The sequence below is a fragment of the Stenotrophomonas sp. YJH_SMC_101-4 genome (assembly GCF_059370395.1).
The window spans coordinates 1-22,717 of record NZ_JCAFTP010000005.1 but is presented as its reverse complement, the minus strand read 5'-3'; the positions used below and the strand labels follow the sequence as shown (position 1 = coordinate 22,717).

General features: G+C 66.6%; 21 protein-coding genes and 1 rRNA gene. 7 read left to right on the top strand and 15 right to left on the bottom strand.

The annotated features are described in order from the left end of the window. Positions 1-9: 9 nt before the first annotated feature. Positions 10-510, top strand: a complete 501-nt coding sequence (locus tag AC5P8D_RS16645; protein ID WP_329766237.1) for a protein tyrosine phosphatase family protein — start codon at positions 10-12, stop codon at positions 508-510. Between the two features lie 28 nt (positions 511-538). Next, positions 539-1,510 carry a bile acid:sodium symporter family protein gene (locus AC5P8D_RS16640; RefSeq protein ID WP_043400036.1) on the top strand — a complete coding sequence of 324 codons (972 nt, stop codon included), beginning with the start codon at positions 539-541 and terminating at the stop codon, positions 1,508-1,510. Between the two features lie 116 nt (positions 1,511-1,626). Here the strand turns inward: AC5P8D_RS16640 and cyoE are convergent, their stop codons facing one another. The 4 genes from cyoE to AC5P8D_RS16620 are packed head-to-tail and all read right to left on the bottom strand — an operon-like array spanning position 1,627 to position 5,019. Then, positions 1,627-2,520 carry a heme o synthase gene (cyoE, locus tag AC5P8D_RS16635; RefSeq protein ID WP_241874456.1) on the bottom strand — a complete coding sequence of 298 codons (894 nt, stop codon included), beginning with the start codon at positions 2,518-2,520 and terminating at the stop codon, positions 1,627-1,629. Between the two features lie 4 nt (positions 2,521-2,524). Beyond that, entirely contained in the window at positions 2,525-3,688 is a 1,164-nt protein-coding gene (locus tag AC5P8D_RS16630; RefSeq protein ID WP_019336365.1) for a COX15/CtaA family protein, read from the bottom strand. 10 nt (positions 3,689-3,698) lie between these two features. Beyond that, entirely contained in the window at positions 3,699-4,268 is a 570-nt protein-coding gene (locus tag AC5P8D_RS16625) for a redox-active disulfide-containing membrane protein (RefSeq protein ID WP_197579468.1), read from the bottom strand. A gap of 13 nt (positions 4,269-4,281) precedes the next feature. Further along, positions 4,282-5,019 carry an SURF1 family protein gene (locus AC5P8D_RS16620; RefSeq protein ID WP_414614859.1) on the bottom strand — a complete coding sequence of 246 codons (738 nt, stop codon included), beginning with the start codon at positions 5,017-5,019 and terminating at the stop codon, positions 4,282-4,284. A gap of 57 nt (positions 5,020-5,076) precedes the next feature. Here AC5P8D_RS16620 and AC5P8D_RS16615 point away from each other — a divergent pair, with 57 nt between their 5' ends. Next, the gene (locus tag AC5P8D_RS16615) at positions 5,077-5,295 is read left to right on the top strand and encodes a twin transmembrane helix small protein (RefSeq protein ID WP_010484233.1); all 219 of its coding nucleotides are present in this window, start codon (positions 5,077-5,079) and stop codon (positions 5,293-5,295) included. A gap of 20 nt (positions 5,296-5,315) precedes the next feature. Here the strand turns inward: AC5P8D_RS16615 and AC5P8D_RS16610 are convergent, their stop codons facing one another. The 6 genes from AC5P8D_RS16610 to AC5P8D_RS16585 are packed head-to-tail and all read right to left on the bottom strand — an operon-like array spanning position 5,316 to position 10,163. Further along, positions 5,316-6,191: a cytochrome c oxidase subunit 3 gene (locus tag AC5P8D_RS16610; RefSeq protein WP_005412024.1), complete on the bottom strand. Its 876-nt coding sequence runs from the start codon at positions 6,189-6,191 to the stop codon at positions 5,316-5,318. A 13-nt stretch (positions 6,192-6,204) separates the two neighbouring features. After that, a complete protein-coding gene (locus AC5P8D_RS16605) occupies positions 6,205-6,795 on the bottom strand; it encodes a cytochrome c oxidase assembly protein (RefSeq protein WP_019336368.1) in 591 nt (196 codons plus the stop codon). After that, positions 6,792-7,043: a hypothetical protein gene (locus AC5P8D_RS16600; RefSeq protein WP_414614860.1), complete on the bottom strand. Its 252-nt coding sequence runs from the start codon at positions 7,041-7,043 to the stop codon at positions 6,792-6,794. Before AC5P8D_RS16600 ends, AC5P8D_RS16605 begins: the two co-directional genes overlap by 4 nt. Before the next feature lie 8 nt (positions 7,044-7,051). Continuing rightward, positions 7,052-8,659, bottom strand: coding sequence for a cytochrome c oxidase subunit I (gene ctaD, locus AC5P8D_RS16595; RefSeq protein ID WP_005407790.1), 1,608 nt, complete (start codon positions 8,657-8,659; stop codon positions 7,052-7,054). Positions 8,660-8,718: 59 nt separating this feature from the next. Further along, on the bottom strand, positions 8,719-9,675 hold the full coding sequence (gene coxB, locus AC5P8D_RS16590; RefSeq protein WP_029379934.1) for a cytochrome c oxidase subunit II: 957 nt from the start codon (positions 9,673-9,675) through the stop codon (positions 8,719-8,721). A gap of 11 nt (positions 9,676-9,686) precedes the next feature. After that, complete coding sequence (locus AC5P8D_RS16585; RefSeq protein WP_004153894.1) at positions 9,687-10,163, bottom strand: DUF2244 domain-containing protein; 477 nt, start codon at positions 10,161-10,163, stop codon at positions 9,687-9,689. A gap of 274 nt (positions 10,164-10,437) precedes the next feature. Here AC5P8D_RS16585 and putA point away from each other — a divergent pair, with 274 nt between their 5' ends. Beyond that, entirely contained in the window at positions 10,438-13,656 is a 3,219-nt protein-coding gene (gene putA / locus AC5P8D_RS16580; protein ID WP_019338980.1) for a bifunctional proline dehydrogenase/L-glutamate gamma-semialdehyde dehydrogenase PutA, read from the top strand. 88 nt (positions 13,657-13,744) lie between these two features. Here the strand turns inward: putA and pnuC are convergent, their stop codons facing one another. Further along, the gene (gene pnuC, locus AC5P8D_RS16575; RefSeq protein ID WP_019338979.1) at positions 13,745-14,317 is read right to left on the bottom strand and encodes a nicotinamide riboside transporter PnuC; all 573 of its coding nucleotides are present in this window, start codon (positions 14,315-14,317) and stop codon (positions 13,745-13,747) included. 112 nt (positions 14,318-14,429) lie between these two features. Beyond that, positions 14,430-15,797 carry an outer membrane protein transport protein gene (locus AC5P8D_RS16570; RefSeq protein ID WP_171953720.1) on the bottom strand — a complete coding sequence of 456 codons (1,368 nt, stop codon included), beginning with the start codon at positions 15,795-15,797 and terminating at the stop codon, positions 14,430-14,432. Between the two features lie 228 nt (positions 15,798-16,025). On the opposite strand from AC5P8D_RS16570, the gene AC5P8D_RS16565 reads away from it, so the two are divergent. Continuing rightward, entirely contained in the window at positions 16,026-16,718 is a 693-nt protein-coding gene (locus AC5P8D_RS16565) for a rhomboid family intramembrane serine protease (protein ID WP_010484241.1), read from the top strand. A gap of 84 nt (positions 16,719-16,802) precedes the next feature. Here the strand turns inward: AC5P8D_RS16565 and AC5P8D_RS16560 are convergent, their stop codons facing one another. After that, the gene (locus tag AC5P8D_RS16560; RefSeq protein ID WP_495203502.1) at positions 16,803-18,377 is read right to left on the bottom strand and encodes a S41 family peptidase; all 1,575 of its coding nucleotides are present in this window, start codon (positions 18,375-18,377) and stop codon (positions 16,803-16,805) included. A 108-nt stretch (positions 18,378-18,485) separates the two neighbouring features. Next, positions 18,486-19,784 carry a murein hydrolase activator EnvC family protein gene (locus AC5P8D_RS16555; protein WP_197654676.1) on the bottom strand — a complete coding sequence of 433 codons (1,299 nt, stop codon included), beginning with the start codon at positions 19,782-19,784 and terminating at the stop codon, positions 18,486-18,488. A gap of 95 nt (positions 19,785-19,879) precedes the next feature. On the opposite strand from AC5P8D_RS16555, the gene AC5P8D_RS16550 reads away from it, so the two are divergent. Both AC5P8D_RS16550 and AC5P8D_RS16545 read left to right on the top strand, forming a co-directional pair. Further along, positions 19,880-20,542: a DUF4097 family beta strand repeat-containing protein gene (locus tag AC5P8D_RS16550; protein ID WP_019338882.1), complete on the top strand. Its 663-nt coding sequence runs from the start codon at positions 19,880-19,882 to the stop codon at positions 20,540-20,542. A gap of 86 nt (positions 20,543-20,628) precedes the next feature. Beyond that, on the top strand, positions 20,629-22,338 hold the full coding sequence (locus tag AC5P8D_RS16545; RefSeq protein ID WP_317613867.1) for a M28 family metallopeptidase: 1,710 nt from the start codon (positions 20,629-20,631) through the stop codon (positions 22,336-22,338). A gap of 280 nt (positions 22,339-22,618) precedes the next feature. On the opposite strand, the gene rrf is transcribed toward AC5P8D_RS16545, so the two are convergent. After that, positions 22,619-22,717, bottom strand: a 5S ribosomal RNA gene (gene rrf / locus AC5P8D_RS16540); the annotation flags it as partial.

The window sequence follows — 22,717 nt, the reverse complement described above, 5'->3', positions numbered from 1 at the left end:
GAGAGGACCATGCTGCTGCGCCTGACCTGCCTGCTGTTGTTGTCGCTCTGCCTGCCGCTGGCCGTCCTGGCCGCGGATACCCCGCTCAATGAAGTCCGCCCCGGCCTGTATGCCGGCGGCCAGCCCAGTGCCGCACAGCTGCGCGAACTGGCTGCACGGGGTGTGCGCACGGTGATCGACCTGCGCCAGCCCGACGAAGACCGCGGTTTCGATGAAACCCACGTGGCCGAATCGCTGGGCCTGCGCTATGTGCGCATTCCGGTGGCCGGCGCAGAGGGGCTGGATGCGGCCAATGTGCGCGCCGTGCATCAGGCCCTGCGGCAAAGCCAGGGACCGGTGCTGCTGCACTGCGCCTCCGGCAACCGTGCCGGTGCCGTGCTCGGCTTGGTCAATGCACGTTACGAACACGCCAGCCCGGAACAGGCCCTGCAGCTCGGCCAGCGTGCCGGCCTGAAGTCGCTGGAAGCCGCCACCCGCCAGCGCCTGGCCACGCCATCCATTTCGCCCTGACTCCACCGCACCAAGGACTCTGCCCACCATGACCCGCTGGTGGTCGCGCCTGCGACCGGACAATTTCACCCTCGCCCTGCTGTGCACGGTTGGCCTGGCCTCGCTGCTGCCGATGAAGGGCGCCGCCGCCATCGTCCTTGATGACGTCACCACCGTCGCCATCGCGGCGTTGTTCTTCCTGCACGGCGCGCGCCTGCCACGTGAGTCCATCATCGGCGGCATGCTGCACTGGCGGCTGCACCTGACCATCCTCGCATGCACCTTCATCCTGTTCCCGCTGCTGGGGCTGATGTTCAAGCCACTGTCGGGCTGGCTGCTGACCCCGGAGCTGTACCTGGGCGTGCTGTTCCTGTGCACCCTGCCCTCCACCGTGCAGTCGTCCATCGCGTTCACCTCGATGGCGCATGGCAACGTGCCCGCAGCAGTGTGCAGTGCCTCGCTGTCGAGCATCCTCGGCGTGTTCCTCACCCCGCTGCTGCTGACCGCGTTGGCTGGCACCTCCGGCGGCGTGCACGATCCGCTGCATGCGATCGGCGGCATCATGCTGCAGTTGCTGGTGCCGTTCGTGGCCGGCCATCTGCTGCGGCCGTGGATTGCCGGCTGGGTGGAGAAGCAGCGTGCACTGCTGCGCTACACCGACCAGGCCACCATCCTGCTGGTGGTGTACTCGGCCTTCGGCGAAGCCGTCACCGAGGGCCTGTGGAGCAAGACGCCGCTGCTGTCACTGCTGGCCGTGGCCGTCGTGGCCGCGGTGCTGCTGGGCATCGCCATGCCGCTGATCACCTTCATCGCCCGCCGCCTGCGCTTCAACCGCGAGGACGAGATCGCCATCGTGTTCTGCGGCTCGAAGAAGAGCCTGGCCACGGGCGTGCCGATCGCCAAGGTGTTGTTCGCTGGTGGCAGCCTCGGTGCCATCGTGCTGCCGGTGATGATCTACCACCAGATCCAGCTGATCGTCTGCGGCGTGATCGCACAGCGGTATGCGCGGCGCAAGCCCTGACGCGACGAGGAGAACATCCACGCATGGTGTGGATCTACTGTAGAGCCGAGCCCACGCTCGGCTGCTCTTCCAACCACCCCTCAGCCGAGCATGGGCTCGGCTCTACAGGTGGCGCTTTACAACCAGGGCAGGATCCAGTGGTCCACCAGCAGGAAGGCGAACAGCGCCATCAGGTAGACGATGGAGTAATAGAACATCTTCATCGAGAACAGTTCGTCCGGCGGGTTCAGCATGCGCCAGGCGTACCAGAGGAACACGGCGTTGAGCACGATCGCGCCGCCCAGGTAGAACGCGCCGCTCATGCCCACCAGGTACGGCAGCAGGCAGACCAGGGCCAGCACCACTGAATACACCATGATCTGCTTGCGGGTGTGCACCACGCCATGGGTCACCGGCAGCATCGGAATTTCCGCCTTGGCGTAGTCCTCGCGGCGGAAGATCGCCAGCGCCCAGAAGTGCGGCGGCGTCCAGATGAAGATGATCAGCACCAGCAGCGACGAGTACGCCCAGTCCGACGAACCCTGCATGCCGGTCACCGCGGCCCAGCCCAGCATCGGCGGCATCGCGCCGGCCAGGCCGCCGATGACGATGTTCTGCGAGGTCGCGCGCTTGAGGTACACGGTGTAGATCACCGCATAACCGATCAGCGAGGCGAAGGTCAGCACCGCAGTGATCAGGTTCACCCACAGCACCAGGATGGTCATCGACAGCACGATCAGCAGGCCGGCGAACACCAGCACCTGCCACGGCTTGACCTTGCCCACCACCAGCGGACGCCACGAAGTGCGCGCCATCTGCGCATCGATGTGCGCATCCAGCAGCTGGTTGATCGCGGCCGCGGCCGAGGCCGCCAGCCAGATGCCGAGGAAACCGAGCACGCCGGCGCGCACCTGCTCCCAGCTGGGCACGCCGGGGATGGCCAGGACCATGCCGACCAGGGCAGTGAAGACAATGAGGGCGACGACCTTGGGTTTGGTCAGGTCCCAGTACTGGCGGTAATTGGAAAACATGGAATCAGTCCGGGGCACGCAGGCGGGCCAGCAGGCTGACCAGCACGAACAACAGGGCAACGGCCACGCCGTTGTGGGCCACCGCCACTTCCAGCGGCAGCGCCAGCTTCACATTGAGGATGCCGAGGGTGACCTGCAGCACCAGCAGCGCGATCAGCGCACTGGCCCAGCCACGCATGCTCGGCAGGCGGAACAGGCGTACGCCCAGCCACAGCAGGTAGACCGCCACCACCACCGCGAACAGGCGGTGCGCCATCTGGATGGCGATACGCGAGGCGCCATCCAGCACGCCGCCTTCGTAGTCCACGCCGATGCCACGCCACAGGGTGAAGCCTTCGACGAAGTTGTGCTGCGGCCACCACTGGTTGGCGCAGCGCGGGAAGTTGTCCAGCGAGGCGCTTCCGCCGCCGCAGGCCAGCGCCGCGTAGTTGGCACTGACCCAGCCCCCCAGTGCGATCTGGGTGACCAGCACCGCCACACCGATGCGCAGCATCCACTTCAGCTTCGGTGCTTCGGCCAGGGTGATCGGCATGTGCGTTGCGCGCCAGGCCATCCACACCAGCAGCGCGAACATCAGCATGCCGCCCAGCAGGTGGCCCATCACCACGATGGGTTTCAGCAGCAGGGTCACCGTCCACATGCCCAGCAGGGCCTGGAAGATCACCACCGCCAGGGTCAGCAGGGCAGCGCGCGCCAGGTCGATGTTGCTCCAGCGCAGCGCCGCGATCAGCAGGATCGCCTCGCCTATCAGGGCCAAGGCGCTGGCGGTGCCGTGCCAGCCCATCATGTACAGCGGTATGCCGGCGGCCACCAGTACGCAGGCGGTCACCACCGCCGTGCTTCCGAATCGCCGCTTGCGCGTGGCCAGCAGCGCCAGGGTCAGGATCTCGATGCCCAGCGCGCCGGCCAGGAAGCGATGCACCTGCTCACGCCAGGCCTTGTGGGTTTCCAGCGGGCGGATCTCCGCCGCGGGGTGGCCGATGGTCTCTTCCACGTGCTGCGGCCAGGTGGCCTGGCCATAGCAGGTGGGCCAGTCCGGGCAGCTCAGGCCGGCATCGGACAGGCGCACGAAGGCACCGAACATGATCGTGCTCGCGGTCATGATCATGGCGAACCACGCCAGGCGGTGGAAATTGCGGTGCAGCGCCGGACGCGCGGAAAGGCTCATCAAACGGGACTCACTTCAGTTTCAGCAACGTGGCCATGTCCTTGCGCAGGCCACCCAGGTCGGTGCCCGGGGCATGACGCATGATCACGAAGCCGTTCGGATCGATCACGTAGACCGGCAATCCCGCCGGATCATCGACGCCAGGCAGCGCCGCGCGCAGTGCTGGCGACGGAGCCAGCGGCCGCAGCGCGGGCAGCGAGGCGATCGACGCCGGTGGCGTTCCCAGCCACAGGATTTCGACATTATCGGCGTTATGGCCGAACAGCTGCCACACCTTGCCCAGTCCCTGCGACAAAGTGACGCACTGCGCGTCGCAGACTCCGGCCGGCGCCACCAGCAGGCGCCAGGTCCGGGCCTCCGGGTTCCACGGGTAGGCTTGGCCAGTGGCCAGGGTCGGGCTCTGCTGGCGCAGATCCACCGGCGGCTTCAGCAGCTGGCCGGCATTGCGGTGCCCGGTGGGCTGCCAGCCGGAGAAGCGCAGCACGGCGGCCAGCGCCATCGCCCCGAAGAACACGGCAAACAGCAGTACCAGGGTCCGGCGGCCGGAGCCGCGCGCCTGCGGGGACGTAGCAGTGTTCATGCGGGGCATTTTCTCATGGTTGGGTACGGGATGCCGGTCGTGCCACGGCGCGCCTCCTGCGCCACTCCAACACCAGCGCAACGACGAGCACGGTCAGGCCCAGGCCGAACCACTGCACGGCGTAGCCCAGGTGACGCTGCGGTGGCAGCGTGTTCGGCAACAGGTCCAGATCACGTTCGTCGCCGAAGGGCAGCGCCGGGTCCAGGCGCAGTACACGATCGGGAAGTGACTGCACCCCCAGCGCGCGGGCCAGGCCTTCGGCCGGCAATCGGCTGGCCAGCCAGCGGCCCGCTTCCCCCGTGGCGGAGAATGCGGGACCGAGTGCCAATCCGGCCGACGGCGGCGGCGCCAGCAACCCACGTACGGCCACCGGAGAAGGGGGTGCCGGCACATCCGGCAGGGTGCGATCCGGCGGCAGCGCGCGCCATCCCAGATCGACCAGCAGCACGCTGCCCTCGTCACTGCGGAACGGGCGGTAGATCTTCACGCCCGCGCGGCCGTGCCGGGTCTGATTGTCCAGCAGCACCAGGCCGGGAAGGAAGCGACCGTGGTCGGCCACGCCATGCAACGCACCGGGCGCTGCCAGCGCCTGCGCCAACGACAGTACCTGCGCTGCGGCTGGACCCTGTGCATCCAACATTGCCTGTTTGGCATGCATGCGCTGCAGCTGCCACAGCCCCAATGCGGTGAAACCGGCCATTGCCAGCACGGCCAGCAGCCATCCGAGCACGCGCGTGTGCTGGCGCATCATGACAAGTCCGCGCAAACGCGGTCAGATAGGCCCATCCACCCTGCCCTCGAGCCGCGCATGAGTGATTCGCTGAAGACCCTGCTGGTAATCGCGTTTCTGATCGTCATTGTCTGGAATCTGGGCGCCGGCCTGTATTACCTGCTGGTCGACCGCGGCCAGACCAAGCGCACGGTCAACGCACTGACACGCCGCATCGGGGTGTCGGTGGCCTTGATCGTACTGGTGATCGTGAGCATCTACATGGGCTGGATCAAACCGCACGGCATCGGCGGCTGAGGCCACCGATGCGTGCGCGGTCAAAGCACGTAGACGAACATGAAGAGCATCAGCCACACCACGTCGACGAAGTGCCAGTACCATGCGGCGGCTTCGAAACCGAAATGGTTGTCGCGGGTGAAGTGTCCCTTGGCCGAACGCAGCCACATCACGATCAGCATGATCGTGCCCAGCAGCACGTGGGCGCCGTGGAAGCCGGTCAGCATGAAGAACGTCGAACCGTAGATACCCGAGCCGAGCGTCAGGTTCAGTTCCTTGTAGGCGTGGATGTACTCCTCCGCCTGCAGGGTCAGGAAGCCGAGGCCGAGCACCACGGTCAGGCCCAGCCAGATCAGCAGCTGGCGGCGGTTGCCGGCCTTCAGTGCATGGTGGGCGATGGTCAGGGTCACGCCGGAGGTGAGCAGGATCAGCGTGTTGATCAGCGGCAGGCCCCAGGCCGGGATGGTCTGGAACGCACCGCCGATCGCCGCCGGGCCATTGGTCGGCCATCCTGCCGAATAGCCCTGCCAGAGCAGTTCGTTGGTCATCACCCCGCGGCCTTCGCCGCTGAGCCACGACAGGCCCAGGTTGCGGGTGTAGAACAGCGCGCCGAAGAAGGCGCCGAAGAACATCACCTCGGAGAAGATGAACCAGATCATCCCCATCCGGAACGAACCATCGACCTGGTGGTTGTAGTTGCCGGCCTGCGACTCGCGCACCACGTCGCTGAACCACCAGAACAGGGTCAGCACCAGCATCGCGATGCCGATGTAGAACGTCCAGCGTCCCCAGCTGGCATCGTTGAGCCAGCTGGCCACGCCCACCATGGTCACCATCATCGCGATGGAACCCACGAACGGCCATTTGCTCTGGGCCGGGACGAAGTACACGTTGGCGTCGGTCGGTGTCTGGGCCATGTCGGTATCCGGGTCAGGGTGCGGCGTGCGCGCCTTCCGAGGTGGCGGCCGGGGCCAGCCGATCGGACAGCGCGTCGTTGCGGTAGAAGGTGTAGGACAAGGTGATCGTCCTGATCTCCGGCGGCAGGTCCGGATCGACGATGAAGCGCACCGGCATGTCGCGCTTCTCGCCAGCCTGCAGCGTCTGCGCGGTGAAACAGAAACATTCGGTCTTGCTGAAGAAGCCCGAGGCACGCGCCGGTGCCACCGAAGGCACCGCACTGCCCACCACCGCCTGCTGGCTGTCGTTGCGTGCGAAGTACAACGCTTCGTTGAGTTCGCCGGGCACCACGTCCATGGTCAGCTGCTCGGGGTGGAACGACCACGGCAGGCGCGAGTTGACGCCGCCATCGAACTCCACCCGTACGGTGCGCTTGCCGGACGCCGCACCCGCACTGGCTTCGCTGCCGGGGCCGCGCTCCAGGCGCACACCGAACACCTTCTCGCAGGCGATGCGGTACAGCGGCACCAGCGAGAACGTCAGCAGGAACACCGCCACCGCCACGCCGATCAGGCGCGGCAGCCCGGCACTGCGTGAGGTCGCGGTGGCCGGTGCGTCGCTCATCGGCCGATCACCCCACTGAGGATGAAGCCGACGTAGACCAGCACGGCGATGACGCCGACCCACATCGCCGTGCGCCTGGCACGCTGGCGTTGCAGTTCGATGCCGTTTTCCGGGGCGTCGCCCGGGCTGTTGTAGAGCCGAGCCATGCTCGGCTGCTTTTCGTCAGTCGGGCATGGCTCGACTCTACCCAAGGCGTCAGCCGAGCATGGCTCGACTCTACAGATCTGCAGCGGGCTCTCGTTATGCATGCCCCACCTCAGTGCGTGATGTCGTCATGCGCCAGATCCCCCGGACGGATGGTCGGCGGCGTGGTGAAGGTGTGCGCCGGTGCCGGCGATGGCAGCGTCCACTCCAGCCCACGTGCGCCTTCCCAGGAACGCGCCTCGGCCTTCTCGCCATTGCGCAGCGAGGACAGCAGGATCGCGGCCATCATGAACGGCGTGACGAACATGCCGAACGCACCGATCGAGCTGATCAGGTTCCAGTCGGCGAAGGCCACGCTGTAATCGGGAATACGGCGCGGCATGCCGGCCAGGCCGAGGAAGTGCTGCGGGAAGAACAGCAGGTTGACGAACACGATCGACCACCAGAAGTGCACCTTGGCCCACTTCTCGCTGTACATGCGCCCGGTCCACTTCGGCCACCAGTAGTACACCGCGGCAATCAGCGCGAACACCGCGCCGGTCACCAGCACGTAGTGGAAGTGGGCGACCACGAAGTAGGTGTCGTGATACTGGAAGTCGGCGGCAACGATCGCCAGCATCAGGCCGGAGAAGCCGCCGATGGTGAACAGGATGACGAAGGCCACCGACCACAGCATCGGCGCTTCGAACGTCAGCGAGCCGCGCCACATGGTGCTGACCCAGTTGAACACCTTCACGCCGGTCGGGATCGAGATCAGCATGGTGGCGAACATGAAGTAGATCTCGCCACCCAGCGGCATGCCCACGGTGAACATGTGGTGGGCCCAGACGATGAACGACAGGAACGCGATCGCGGCGGTGGCGTACACCATCGCCTGGTAGCCGAACAGCGGCTTGCGGCTGAAGGTCGGGATGATCTCGCTGACCACGCCGAAGGCGGGCAGGATCATGATGTAGACCTCGGGGTGCCCGAAGAACCAGAAGATGTGCTGGTACATCACCGGGTCACCGCCACCGGCGGCATTGAAGAAGCTGGTGCCGAAGAACTTGTCGGTCAGCAGCATGGTCACCGCACCGGCCAGCACCGGCATCACCGCAATCAGCAGGAAGGCGGTGATCAGCCAGGCCCAGCAGAAGATCGGCATCTTCAGCAGGTCGATGCCCGGCGCACGCATGTTGAGCACGGTGGCGATGATGTTGATCGCGCCCATGATCGAACTGATGCCGGCCACGTGGATGGCGAACACGCTGAAGGCGACGTTGTAGCCACCCTGCAGCGACAGCGGCGGGTACAGCGTCCAGCCACCGGCCGGTGCACCACCGGGCAGGAACAGGGTCAGCAGCAGCAGGCTGAAGGCCACCGGCAGCAGCCAGAACGACCAGTTGTTCATGCGCGGCAGCGCCATGTCCGGCGCGCCGATCTGCAGCGGGATCATCCAGTTGGCCAGGCCCACGAAGGCCGGCATCACGCCACCGAAGATCATCACCAGCGCATGCACGGTGGTCATCTGGTTGAAGAACTCGGGCTTGACGAACTGCAGGCCCGGCTGCGCCAGCTCGGCGCGGATCACCACGCTCATCGCCGCACCGATGATGAACATGATGAAGCTGAAACCGAGGTACAGCGTGCCGATGTCCTTGTGGTTGGTCGAGAAGAACCAACGCTCGAAGAAGCTCTGGTGGTGATGGTGATCGTCGTGCCCAACTGCCGAGTGCGCCATTGCAAAACACCTCTCAGAATCGGTTGTCACCACGGCCGCGAGCGGCCGCGGGCTTTACATCACGCGCCGCTGGCTGCGGTGGCAGGTGCGCTGCCCGCTTCTGCAGCAGCAGGCGCAGCCGGTGCTTCGCCCGCCGGTGCAGTCGGTTCGGCCGGTGCCGCAGGTGCCGCCGGCGTGGCAGGCGCCGCAGGCTTGCGCTGCGCCAGCCACTGCTTGAAGTCTTCCTTGGACACCGCCTCGACCACGATCGGCATGAAGCCGTGGTCCTTGCCGCACAGCTCTGCGCACTGCCCGCGGTACACGCCGGGCTGCTCGATGCTGGTCCAGGCTTCGTTGATGAAGCCGGGGATGGCGTCCTGCTTCCAGCCCAGCGCCGGTACCCACCAGGCGTGGATCACATCGTCGGAGGTGATGACGAAACGCACCTTGGTATCGACCGGCAGCACCAGGCGGTTGTCGACATCCAGCAGGTAGTGCGGATGGCTCTCGCGGGTCGGCACGACGCCGCTCTGCCGCACACGGTCGGACTCGCGGTCCAGCCGGCTGGTGAAGGTGACGTTCTCGCCGAGGTATTCGTACTTCCACATCCACTGGTAGCCGGTGACCTTCACCGTCATCTCGGCATCGCGGGTGTCGTACATCTTGATCAGGTTGGCCGTGGCCGGCCAGGCCATCACGATCAGGATGATCACCGGGATCACCGTCCAGATCACCTCGGCCTTGGTGTTGTGGCTGAAGGTGGCGGCGACCGCGCCCTTGGATTTGCGGAACTTGAACATGGCGTAGGCCATCGCCCCGAACACGATGACGCCGATCACCGTGCAGATGATCAACGACAGGTTGTTCGATTCCCAGGCCAGGCGCGAGGTCTGGGTCACCCCCTTGCCCATGTTCAGCTGCCACGGCTTGGGATCGGCCGCCTGGGCCCAGGCCAACGCCGGCATCAGTCCCCCGGTCGCCAGCACTGCGGCAACCGCGTTCACGCACTTCGTGCCCCACCTGCTGCTTTGCTTCATTGCCTAGACCCTTAGCGTCGTCGGTTGCCGCCATCGCTGGCGGCGAGCAAGCTTTCAAGTGTCTCTGCAAGCGTCTGACGTTCGGCCGGCGCGAGGAAACTCCCCACCTCCACCTGCCGGCCGCTGGATGCCAGCCGGACCCTCTCATCGTCGGTGAGCAGGCGCACCCAGTGGGGGTGGGCCCGGAACACCGGCGATCCACCGGGTACGGGAATGACCTCCACGTACGCCGGCACTACCCGGATCTCCTCCTGCCGTTCTCCGCTGCGCCACAAGGCACGCAGCGCCGCCGCCAGCACCAGGCTGTACAGCAGCGCGAACAGGGGGGCGAATGCATTGCCGGCCAACCACCCGAGGGCGGACACCAGCCACATCGCACCCGACAACACGGTGAACAACAGGACGAACTGCCGGGCATCGAGCGCCCGTGGGGGACGCAGCCGCAGCTGCGTACCTGACCCATCCGGAGCTGGAAGCACCTCGATCATGTCGCAACCGCGTTCCTGCCGCGGGAAACGTCTCGATGGTAGCCCCGCCCTCTCGCCGGTAGCAAGGGTGCATTCACACTTTTTCCCATGCTGCAACACAGCATGAGGTCGGCGACACAAATGACGAATTCAGCACAAATTCTTCCGAGCTTGCTGAACACGCTGAATCCACCGCAGCTAGGGGCTATCAGCACTTCATCAAGGTGGCTGCGGGGCACTTCCGGAACCCGCAAAAATGATTAAAATCGCCAAGTTTTCCACTGGCCGGACCGGCATGAACGCACCTTCCTCCTCCCCTGCCGCCCACGACGCTCCGCGTCCCGGCGCGCTGCTGTCGCCGGAACTGCCGGCGCCCCCCAACCCGTTCCGCCAGGCCATCACCGATGCCTGGTTGAAGGACGAGGCCAGCCATGTGCGCGAGCTGCTGGCGCAGGCCCGCCTGCCCGCCGAGGAACAGGCCAGGGTGCAGGCGCTGGCCGCCGACCTGGTCGGCCGCGTGCGCGTGCGTGCCAAGGACCAGGGCGCCATCGAAGCCTTCATGCGCCAGTACGACCTGGGCAGCGAGGAAGGCGTGCTGCTGATGTGCGTGGCCGAGGCGCTGCTGCGCATTCCGGACCAGGACACCGCCGACAAGCTGATCCGCGACAAGCTGGCCGATGCCGACTGGGAAAAGCACCTGGGCGGCAGCGACTCGGTGCTGGTCAACGCCTCCACCTGGGGCCTGATGCTGACCGGCAAGCTGGTGCAGATGAACGATGCCACCCGCGCCGATGCGCCCAGCGCGTTCAAGCGCCTGGTCGGCCGCGTGGGTGAGCCGGTGGTGCGCCTGGCCGTGCGCCAGGCGATGAAGATCATGGGCCACCAGTTCGTCATGGGCCGTACCATCAGCGAAGCGCTGTCGCGCTCGCACAAGGGCGACAACGCGAACTACCGCTACTCCTTCGACATGCTGGGCGAAGGCGCGCTGACCATGAAGGACGCGCTGCGCTACCTGGAAGACTACCGTCGTGCGATCCACGCCATCGGCGGCGATCACAAGGCACGCGGCGGCCGTCCGGACGGCGACGTCAACAACGCCCCGGGCATCTCGATCAAACTGTCGGCGCTGTACCCGCGCTACGAGCACGCCAAGCGCGAGCGCGTACTGAAGGACCTGGTGCCGGGCGTGCTGGAACTGGCACAGCTGGCCAAGAGCTACGGCATCGGCTGCACCGTCGACGCCGAAGAGTCCGACCGCCTGGAACTGTCGCTGGACATCATCGAGCAGGTCTTCTCCGATGCCTCGCTGTCCGGCTGGGATGGTTTCGGCGTGGTCGTGCAGGCCTACCAGAAGCGCACGCCGTACACGATCGACCACCTGGCCGACATGGCACGCCGCGCCGGTCGCCGCCTGCAGGTACGCCTGGTCAAGGGCGCCTACTGGGACGCCGAGATCAAGCGCGCGCAGATCGAAGGCTATCCGGGCTACCCGGTGTTCACCCGCAAGCAGAACACCGACGTGTCCTACCTGGCCTGCGCAAAGCGCCTGTTCACGCATGCCGATGCGATCTACCCGATGTTCGCCACGCACAACGCGCACACCATCGCCGCAGTGCGCAGCATCGCCAATGGCGGCGTGTACGAGCACCAGAAGCTGCACGGCATGGGTGACGATCTGTACGCCGAAGTGGTGCCGGCCGATCGCTTGAACCTGCCCTGCCGCGTGTACGCCCCGGTCGGTTCACATGAAGACCTGCTGCCGTACCTGGTGCGCCGCCTGCTGGAAAACGGCGCCAACTCCAGCTTCGTCAACCGCATCACCGACGAGCGCGTGCCGATCGCCGACCTGATCCGCGATCCGGTCGAGATGGTGTCCTCGTTCGAATCGATTCCGCATCCCAAGATCCCGCTGCCGGTTGACCTGCTGCGCAGCCAGAACCACGACAGGAAGAACTCCATGGGCGCCAATCTCGCCAACGACAACGAACTGCGCGCCCTGGCCGAGCAGATCAACGCGGCTGTGAAGCCCTGGCAGGCCGCGCCGCTGGTACCGGGTGCGAACCCGGCCGGCGCCGCGCTGCCGGTGACCAACCCGGCCGACACCCGCGAAGTGGTCGGCCAGTGGCTGGCCGCCGACGCTGCCACCGTGCAGAAGGCCCTGGCCAATGCCGTGGCCGCGCAGCCGGCCTGGAACCGCACCCCGGCCGCCAGCCGCGCCGCCATCCTCGAGCACGCCGCCGACCAGCTGGAAGCGCGCATGCCGGAGTTCATGGCGCTGTGCGTGAAGGAAGCCGGCAAGAGCCTGCCCGACAGCATCGCCGAAGTGCGCGAAGCGGTGGATTTCCTGCGCTACTACGCCAAGCAGGCACGCGAGCAGTTCAGCCACGCCGAGAAGCTGCCGAGCCCGACCGGTGAATCCAACGAGCTGCAGCTGCACGGCCGCGGCGTGTTCGTCTGCATCAGCCCGTGGAACTTCCCGCTGGCGATCTTCCTGGGCCAGGTGGCCGCTGCACTCGCCGCTGGCAACAGCGTGATCGCCAAGCCGGCCGAGCAGACCAACCTGATCGGCTACTACGCGGTGAAGCTGCTGCACGACGCCGGCGTGCCGGCCGAGGTGGTGCAGTTCCTGCCGGGCGACGGTGCCACCGTCGGTGCCGCGCTGACCGCCGACCCGCGCGTGGCCGGCGTGGCCTTCACCGGTTCCACCGACACCGCCCGTGCGATCAACCGCGCGATGGCCGCACGTGACGCCGCCATCGGTGTGCTGATTGCCGAGACCGGCGGCCAGAATGCCTTCATCGCCGATTCCTCGGCGCTGCCGGAACAGCTGGTCAAGGACGCGATCGGTTCGGCCTTCACCTCCGCCGGCCAGCGCTGCTCGGCCGCGCGCGTGCTGTTCGTGCAGGACGACATCGCCGACAAGGTGATGACCATGCTGGCCGGTGCGATGAAGGAGCTGAAGGTCGGCAACCCCGGCCTGCTGTCCACCGACGTCGGCCCGGTGATCGACGCCGATGCACTGAAGATCCTGCAGGACCACGCCGAACGCATGGACCGCGAAGCGCGCCTGATCGCTGCCGCCGAGCTGTCCGCCGAAGCCGCCAATGGCACCTTCTTCGCACCGCGCGCGTACGAACTGAAGGACCTGGGCCAGCTGCAGAAGGAAGTGTTCGGTCCGGTGCTGCACGTCATCCGCTGGAAGGGCGACCAGCTCGACGCGGTGATCGACCAGATCAACGCCACCGGCTACGGCCTGACCCTGGGCGTGCATTCGCGCATCGACGAAACCGTTGATCGCATCAGCAACGGCGTCCACGTCGGCAACGTCTACGTCAACCGCAACCAGATCGGTGCGGTGGTCGGCGTGCAGCCGTTCGGCGGCCAGGGCCTGTCCGGCACCGGTCCGAAGGCCGGCGGCCCGCACTACCTGCTGCGTTTCGCCACCGAGAAGACGGTGACGGTGAACACCACCGCCGCAGGCGGCAACGCTTCGCTGCTGACCCTGGGCGACTGATCGCCCGGTTGATGCGGCAAACGAGAAACCCCGCGAAAGCGGGGTTTTTTGTGCTTTTTTTCCTGTAGAGCCGAGCCCGTTCTCGGCTCTACACCCGCATCAGATTGCGCCAGTGGCGCAACGCCACCAGTGCGTTGATCCAGAAGCCCACGTACAGGATCGAGGTCAGATGCAGGCCACGGCTGTAGTACAGCGGCACCGCGACGGTATTCACCAGCAGCCACACCCACCACGATTCCAGCTTGCGCCGCATCATCAGGATCTGGGCGATCACGCTCAGCACCAGCACCGCCGAATCGATGTAGGGCGCGTAGGCGTTGGTCAGGCGGGTCAGCATCCAGCCGTAGCCGAAGGTCGCCACCACCGCCAGTGGTGCCAGCCACGCCCAGGCACGCGGTCGCAATGAGGTGATCGGCAGGGGTGCACCGTGGTCGCCGCGCAGCCACTGCCACCAGCCCAGCACGCTGATGGCGATGAAGAAGAACTGCAGCACCATGTCTGCATACAGGTGAGAGCGCTCGAACACCGCCGCGAACAGCGCGCAGCCGACGATGCCCAGCCACCAGGTGTGCACGTTGTTGCGGCCCGCCAGCAGGATCGAGCCGGCGACGGCGATGTTGGCGGCCAGCTCCAGCTGGAAATTCGGATCGGACAGGTTCATCGCCCTATTGTCGTGGATCCACGCCATGCGTGGATGCCCCAAACCAGCTCCGCAAAAAGAAGGCCCCGCTTGCGCGGGGCCTTCCGTGTACTGCGTCAGGCGTTGGCCCGAATCAGAACTTGTACTGGAACGAAGCGGCCAGCACGTCGCCACGGACCTTGTACTTGCCCGACAGCGAGTTGCCCTGGTTGGCGGTGGTCGCCGGCACGTTCACGTTCGGGTCGCTGGTGAACAGGTGGGTGTAGCCCAGGTTGTACTCGGTGTTCGCCGACGGGGTCCAGCCCACGCCCAGCGACAGCCACTTGCGGCTGGTGTCCGGCACGCGGACGTCGCGGTGGGCGTCGGTGGTCGGGGTCTGGTCCAGCGCAACACCACCGCGCAGGGTGACGGTATCGCTCAGCTTGTAGTCGGCGCCCAGCGACACGAAGGTGGTGTCGCGGTAGCCGAACTTCAGCTCCGAATTCGGCTGCGGCGAAGCGTAGTCGACGGTGACGCTGTCAAAGGCGGTCGACCAGGCGGTACGGGTCACGTCGCCCATCACGGTCCAGCGGTCGTTGACCTTGTGGGTCACGCTCAGGGTGGCCGAGGCCGGCATGGTGACGGTGGCACGGCCGCTGGTATCCATGAACCAGCCGCGGGTGTTCGGCGAGTTGGTGAGCAGGGCACGAGCGCGGTCGGCGCCGCTGAAGGTCGCATCACCACCGGTGATCTTGTGCTTGACCTTGGAACGGTAGCTCAGGCCGATGTGGGTGTTCTCGTCGATCGAGAACAGGCCACCGACGGTCCAGCCCACGGCATTGTTGTCGCCTTCGATCTTCAGGGTGCCATCCGAGCTGCCCGGGGCGAAGCCCGGAACGCCGGCACCGGCCAGGATGCTGCCGTAGTCGACGGCGTTGCTCAGTTCGATGGTCAGGTGCTCGACGAACACCGACGCGCCGAAGGACACGTACGGGTTGACGTCATACGACGCGGCGAAGCCCAGGTCGATGGCCTTCAGGTCGGTCTTCAGGCCGCTGTAGCGACCCACCCAACCGTTGTCGTATTCGGTCTTGAAGCCGAACGGGGCGGTCAGCGACACACCGAAATGGGCCTGTTCGCCGATCGGCATGTGGAAGTAGGCGGCCGGAACCGGAGCGATCATGCCGGCGTCGCCGCCGTTGCCGCCCTGGGCCGGGAAGCCGTTCGGGGTCCGCTGGCTCACGCCGGTACGGCCGGTGCCCTTGTACTTGGCACCGAAGCTGATGGCGCTGAGGTCGCCCTGGATCATGGTGCCTTCCAGCTGGCGCATGCCGGCCGGGTTGACGGCGATGATGGAGGCGTCGCCCTCGGCGCTGCCGGAACCGGCGAACGCGCGGCCGAGGCCCTTGGCGCTGTTTTCCTTCAGCTGGAAGGCGGCAGCGTTGGCGTCGGCGGCAGCCAGCGCACCGGCAACGCCGACGGCCAGCAGGGTCAGTCGGGCAATGGTGGAAGCGGTTTGCATCGTAGTTCTCTCTCTCCGGTAAGCGGTGATGGTGCTCTGAGTGCGCCTGCGCCCGGCAGGCCCTGGGGCCCTTCGGAGCGCGCCGGATTCCCCTCCCGACATACGACGCCGTATGCGAGTATTACCCAGAGCTGTTAATGAAACAATAACAGCGCAGGCGCTTTTTTCGTCTCAAAAGCTGAACAGGACAATCCCCGCCGTAAGCGCCCTCACGCTAGGCTAGTGCCCATGTTCGTCTCCCTCCCGTCGCGCAAGAAGGCAGCCCTGCGCTGGGCCACGCCCGTGCTGTTTGCGGCACTGTGGCTGGCGTTCCTGTGGTCGATCTCGCGTCCGGATGACGCCCGGGGCAGCCTCTGGCTGGACTGGGGCGCCCTGTCCACCGGCCTGACCCACCCGCTGGACTGGTGGGCGACCCTGCAGGACGGCAGCGTGCTGCGCCTGTTCACCGCCCTGTTCCTGCACGCGGACTGGTCACACCTGCTGGGCAATCTGGTGTTCCTGCTGATCTTCGGCCTGCCCGCCGAACGGGTGCTGGGCCCGTGGCGCCTGCTGCTGCTGTTCCTGGTCGGCGGTGCGGTGTCCAATCTGGTGGCCATCTACACCATGGGCAGCCCGGACCAGATCATCATCGGTGCCAGCGGTGCGGTGTCAGCGCTCATCGGCGCCTATCTGGCCCTGTTCCCGGGCGCCCGGCTGGGCGTGGTGATCCCGCTGGGCCTGTTCCTGGAGTTCGTGCGCGCCCCGGCCTACCTGCTGATCGGCGTCTGGGCGGCGCTGCAGGTGGTGTTCGCCCATATCGGCCCCAGCTTCGGCATGGTGGCCTGGTGGGCGCACATCGGTGGCTTCCTGTTCGGCCTGCTGTACGGCGTGTACGTGCGCGCCGCGATCGCACGCCGCCTGCGCAAGCGGCACGGCTTCTGAACCCCTGGTGGTGCCGGCCGCTGGCCGGCGTCACGCTCACCCGCTCGTTCGTAGATCAGTCGAGCACGGCTCGACGCTACAGAATCAGGGCTTGGCCGGAGCCGGTGCGGGCTTTGCTTCCGGCTTTGCTTCCGGCTTTGCTTCCGGCTTTGCTTCCGGCTTTGCTTCCGGTGCTTCCGGTGCTTCCGGCTTTGCTTCCGGCTTCGCTTCCGGCTTCGCTTCCGGCTTCGCTTCCGGCTTCGCTTCCGGCTTCGCTTCCGGCTTCGGTTCTACCTTCGCCTCCGGCTTCGCAGCTGCGGCCTTCGCGGCCTTCGCCGCATCCGCTTTCGCCGCTTCGGCCTTCAACCGTGCAGCCACCGAACCCGGATTCTTCAGCTCGGCCAGCGCGTCGTTGATCGGGCCATCGCCCGGCAGTACGGCGCCGGCGTGGTAGCCCTCGGTGCCTTCGTCGTCACCGCGCAGATGGCCCGGCAGGGTCGCTTCGCTGTAATCGCTCAGGCTGGCCGGCAGCGCCTCGTCTTCCGGGCGCGCCGCAGGCTTCAGTTCGACCTCCGGCACGATGCCGGTGGCCTGGATCGACTTGCCGCTGGGCGTGTAATAACGCGCGGTGGTCAGCTTCACCGAATCACCGTTGTCCAGCGGCAGCACGGTCTGCACCGAGCCCTTGCCGAAGGTGCGGCTGCCGACCACGCGGGCGCGCTTGTTGTCGCGCAGTGCGCCGGCCAGCACTTCCGAGGCACTGGCCGAACCCGCGTCGACCAGCACCACCACCGGTGCGCCCTTCAACAGATCGCCCGGGGTCGCATCGAAGCGTGCATCGCTGATGCTGATGCGGCCGCGGGTACTGACGATGTTGCCCTTGTCGAGCAGGTCGTCGGCCACCTGCACGGCGGCGGTCAGCAGGCCACCCGGGTTGCTGCGCAGATCCAGCACCAGGCCCTTGAGCTGGCCACCGGACTGCTTCTGCAGCTGCTGCACGTGCTTCTGGAAGTCCGAACCGGTGTCGGCCTGGAACGTGCTCAGGCGGATGTAGCCATAGCCCGGTTCCAACAGGCGGCTGCGCACGCTGGTCACGCGGATGGTCTGGCGAGTGAGGCTGACATCGAAGGGTTTGGGCTTGCCTTCGCGCACGATGGTCAGCACCACCTTGCTGCCGGCCGGGCCGCGCAGCGGTTCGCTGGCATCGATCGCGCTGATCGGCTTGCCGTCGATGGCGATGATCAGGTCACCGGCGAGGATGCCGGCCTTCGCCGCCGGCGTGTCGTCGATTGGCGAAATCACCTTCATGCTGGCATTGTCGGGCTGCTGCTGCAGCTCCACGCCGATGCCTTCGTAGGCGCCGCTGGCCTGTTCGTCGAACGCCTGCGCGTCTTCCTTGTTGAAGTAGGTGCTGTGCGGGTCGAGGTCGAGCAGCAGGCCACGCACCGCGGCCTGCATCAGCTTCTTGTCATCGACCGGATCGACGTAGGCGGCCCGCACTGCGTTGTATACGGCCACGAAGCGGCGGATGTCCTCCAGCGGCACCTTCGAGGTCACCGCCTCCTCGCTGCTCGCTGCCTGCCCGCCGGTTTCCTGGCTCGGGGCGGGCGCGGTCTGCTGCGCCCAGGACAGCGCTGGCAACAGGGCCAGCAAGAGGGTGGCGGTACGGGCTGCGCGCATGGATCACTCCTGTCGACGGTGGCATGGTGCCCAAGGCACATGCACCGATTATGCGCGAAGCACAGCTAAATTCCCGTTGAATCCGGCCCGCATTCGGCGGGCCCGGATTCAGCGCCGCTGCAGCCAGCTGTCCGGATTCACCGGTTGCCCGCCACGACGCAGCTCGAAGTACAGCGCGGTGACACCTTGGCCGCCGGAATTGCCGACCTTGGCCACCGCATCGCCACGGCTGACGCGTGCACCGGCGTCCTTGAGCAGGGTGTCGTTGTGGGCGTACAGGCTCATGTAGCCGTTGCCGTGGTCGACGATCAGGATCATGCCGTAACCGGTCATCCAGTCGGAGAACACCACGGTACCATCGGCCACCGCAGTGACGGTGCTGCCGGCCGGTGCACCGATCAGCACGCCGCTGCTGGTACGCCCGTCAGGCAGCTTGCCGCCATAGCGGGCCAGCAGGTTGCCGGACAACGGCCAGCCCAGGCCCCCGACCTTCGGGGCCGGTGCAGACGCCACCGCCGGCGGAACCTTGGTGGGCGGCGGCGGCCGTCCCTGTGCCGCGGCCTGGCGTGCCGCGCGTTCGGCGGCGGCCTTCTCCGCAGCCGCACGGCGCGCAGCCGCGCGACGCTCGGCCTCGGCACGGGCGGCGGCCGCGCGCAGATTGGCCAGCAGTGTTTCCAGCGCCTTGGCGTCCTGGCCCAGCGCCTGTTCCTTCTCGCGCTGGTCCTTGAAGCGCTCGTCCAGCGAGGCAACGGTCTTGGCGCGATCGCGACGGTCGGCTTCCAGGGCCGCGGCCTGCTGCTTCTGGTCCTGCTGCGCACCCTGCAGCTTCTGCTTGCGCTCGGCGATCTGCGCCTGCAGCGCTTCCAGTTCCTTGAGGTCGGCGGTCAGCGTGGTGATGCGCTGCGCACGTTCGCGCTGCAGGTAACGATGGTAGGCCAGGGCGCGATTGGCATCGGCCACCGTGTCCTGCGACAGCAGCAGCTTCAGTGGTGCGTGGTTGCCCAGCTGGTAGGCCGCACGCAGCAGGCCGGCCAGCTCGCGATGCTGCTGGGCGAGGTTGGCCTGCAGCGTGCTGCGGCGTTGTTCGGCCTCGGCCAGGGCCCTTCCCTGCTCGCGCAGCGCGGTTTCCGTCTGCGCAAGCGCACGGCCGGTGCGGGCCACCTTCTCATCTGCCTCGCGCAGCTGCTGCGAGGCCTGGCCACGCTGGCCTTCGATCTGCCGGCGCTCCTGCGCCACGCCCTTCAGCTCACTGCGCAGTTTCTGCAGCTTGCGCTCGGTCTCGCGCGTGGTCTGCGCGGCACCCGGCAACGGCAACGCCAGTGCCAAGGCCAGCCCCAACAGCAGGCAGCGCCCGCCGCGGGCAGCGGCGATGTGATGTCGGCGTGATGGGAAGACGTTGTTGCGCAAGGGCTTTCCAGTGACTTCAGGCAGTTGCGGGGGATACCGGGGAATGGTGACATCTCCGCACGCGGCCTGCCAGCCGCACATCCATCGAGGTCCCCATGAAAGCTCTCTCCATTCCGCTGCTGTTGGGCGTACTGCTGGCCACCGGACCGGTCTGCGCCCAGGAGAACATCAGCAAGGTCAACGGCAGCATCAGCGCCGAACCCGGCCAGCGCTACGGCAAGCTGGACACCGTCAACGGCGGCATCCGCGTCGGCGAAGGCGTCGAGACCGGCAGCATCGACACCGTCAACGGCGGGGTGAAGGTCGCCGATCGCGCGCGCACCGGCAAGATCGAAACGGTCAACGGCGGTGTGCGCCTGGGCCGCGACGTGATCGCCCATGGCAACGTCAGCACCGTCAACGGCAGCATCTTCAGCGATCGCGGCAGCCAGATCGAAGGCGGCGTTGAAACCGTGAACGGTGGCATCGGGCTGGTCGAAAGCCGCGTCGGCAACGACGTGGAAACCGTCAACGGTGACATCACCGTGGGCATCGGTTCGCAGGTCAAGGGCGGTGTGCACGTGCGCAAGCCGAACTTCAGCGTCTCGCTGACCGCCAGCCGCAAGCCACGCGTGATCATCGGCCCGAATGCCGTGGTCGACGGCCCGTTGCAGTTCGAGCGCGAGGTGGTGCTGTACGTGCACCGCACGGCCCGCATCGGCCCGGTCACCGGCGCCGAGCCGATCCCGTTCGACACCGAAACCGCTCCGGCGGACTGAGCACACCGCGCCCATCGGTTCGGTGATACTCGCTGTTACCGGTCGTACACGAGGTACGGCCGCCCTTTGTTTTCCAGGAATCGACGATGCCCCGCAAACTCCTCCTGTGCCTGGCCGCTGCGGCCGCGCTCAGTGCCTGCAAAGGCGAAGACACGCCGGCGCCCGCGCCGGCCACCGACACCGCCGCTGCCAAGCCGGCGGCCCATGCGTTCTCCCCCGAGATCAACGCCGGCGACTTCGCCGAGATGGTCAAGACGCTGGCTTCGGATGAATTCGAAGGCCGCGCCCCGGGCAGCAAGGGCGAGGAACTGACGGTCAACTACATCCGCGACCAGATGCAGCGCATCGGCCTGCAGCCCGGCAACGGTGACAGCTGGTTCCAGGATGTGCCGATGACCGAGACCACGGCCGACGCGTCGACCGTGCTGAAGATCACCCAGGGCGGCAAGACCACCGAGCTGAAGTTCGGCACCGACATGGTGGTGGGTACCCGTACCGGCCAGGCCGAGGTGAAGGTCGATGCCAGCGACCTGGTGTTCGTCGGCTACGGCGTCGATGCGCCGGAGCAGAAGTGGAATGACTATGCCGGCCAGGATTGGAAGGGTAAGACGGTCGTGATGTTCGTCAACGACCCGGGCTTCCATGTCGATGACGCGAAGCTGTTCGACGGCAAGCGCATGACCTACTACGGCCGCTGGACCTACAAGTTCGAGGAGGCAGCGCGCAAGGGCGCCGCTGCCGCGCTGATCGTGCACGACACTGCCGGTGCCTCCTATGGCTGGGACGTGGTGAAGAACTCCTGGGCCGGGCCGCAGTACGACCTGCCGGCGAAGGATGACCCGGATGCCCGCATTCCGGTGCAGGGCTGGCTGAGCGCCGACGCCGCCAAGGCGCTGTTTGCCGGTGCCGGCCTGGACCTGGCGCAGGCTTACAAGGATGCGAGCAAGCGCGGCTTCAAGCCGGTGCCGCTGAAGGCCACCGCCGCGGTCGACCTGAAGAGCCAGATCGCGCAGAAGCAGTCGCGCAACGTGGTGGGCGTTTTGCCGGGCAGCAAGCGTGCCGACGAAGCCGTGCTGTACATGGCGCACTGGGATCACCTGGGCAAGCACGAGGGTGAAACCGGCGACAACATCTACAACGGTGCGGTCGACAACGCGACCGGCGTGGCCGGCATCCTCGAGGTGGCTGAAGCGATGGCCCACCAGGAGCCGAAGCCGGAACGTTCGGTGGTCTTCCTTGCGGTGACTCTGGAAGAGTCCGGCCTGCTGGGTTCGAAGTACTACGTCTCCCATCCGACCTTCCCGCTGGACAAGATCGCCGGTGTGATCAACATCGATGCGATGTCGGTAGCCGGCCGTGCCAAGGACGTGACCGTCACCGGCTTCGGCAGCTCGGAGCTGGAAGACATCCTCAAGCCGCTGGCTGCGGCCCAGGACCGCACGCTGCATGGTGAGACCTCGGTGCAGAGCGGCTTCTACTTCCGCTCGGATCACTTCAACTTCGCCAAGGCCGGTGTGCCGGCCCTGTACGCCGATGGCGGCGAGGACCTCCGCGAGGGTGGCGTGGAAGCGGGCCGCAAGGCCGCGGCGGACTACGGCGCCAACCGCTACCATGGCCCGAAGGACGAGTTCGACGCGGCCACCTGGAAGCTGGACGGTACGGTGGAAGACCTGCAGCTGATGTACGGCGTCGGCAAGGAACTGGCCGGTGGCGATCGTTGGCCGAACTGGTACGAGGGCAACCCGTTCAAGGCGGCTCGCGACGCGATGATGAAGGACAAGGCCCCGGCCAAGTAAGTCGGGCCATGCTCGACTGAACATCGTTGAGAGCAGAGCGGCGCCCCACGGGGCGCCGTTTTTTTGTGCGCTCCGCCATTGGTGGGTGCCAACCCTGGCCTGCTGTGTGTAGCGGCCAACCTTGGTTGGCGCCTTGGTTCCTTGCGGGGAGCATCCACGCATGGCGTGGATCTACCGCTGATCCCTCTGCTATCGGTAGTCGCCAACCGTGGTTGGCGCCGCCGCTCGCGGCGGTCAAAGAAAAACCCCGCTGCGTGAGCAGCGGGGTTTTGGGTGTAAACCCTGGCGATGACCTACTCTCGCATGGCTTGAGCCACACTACCATCGGCGCAGCTGCGTTTCACTTCCGAGTTCGGGATGGGATCGGGTGGTTCCACAG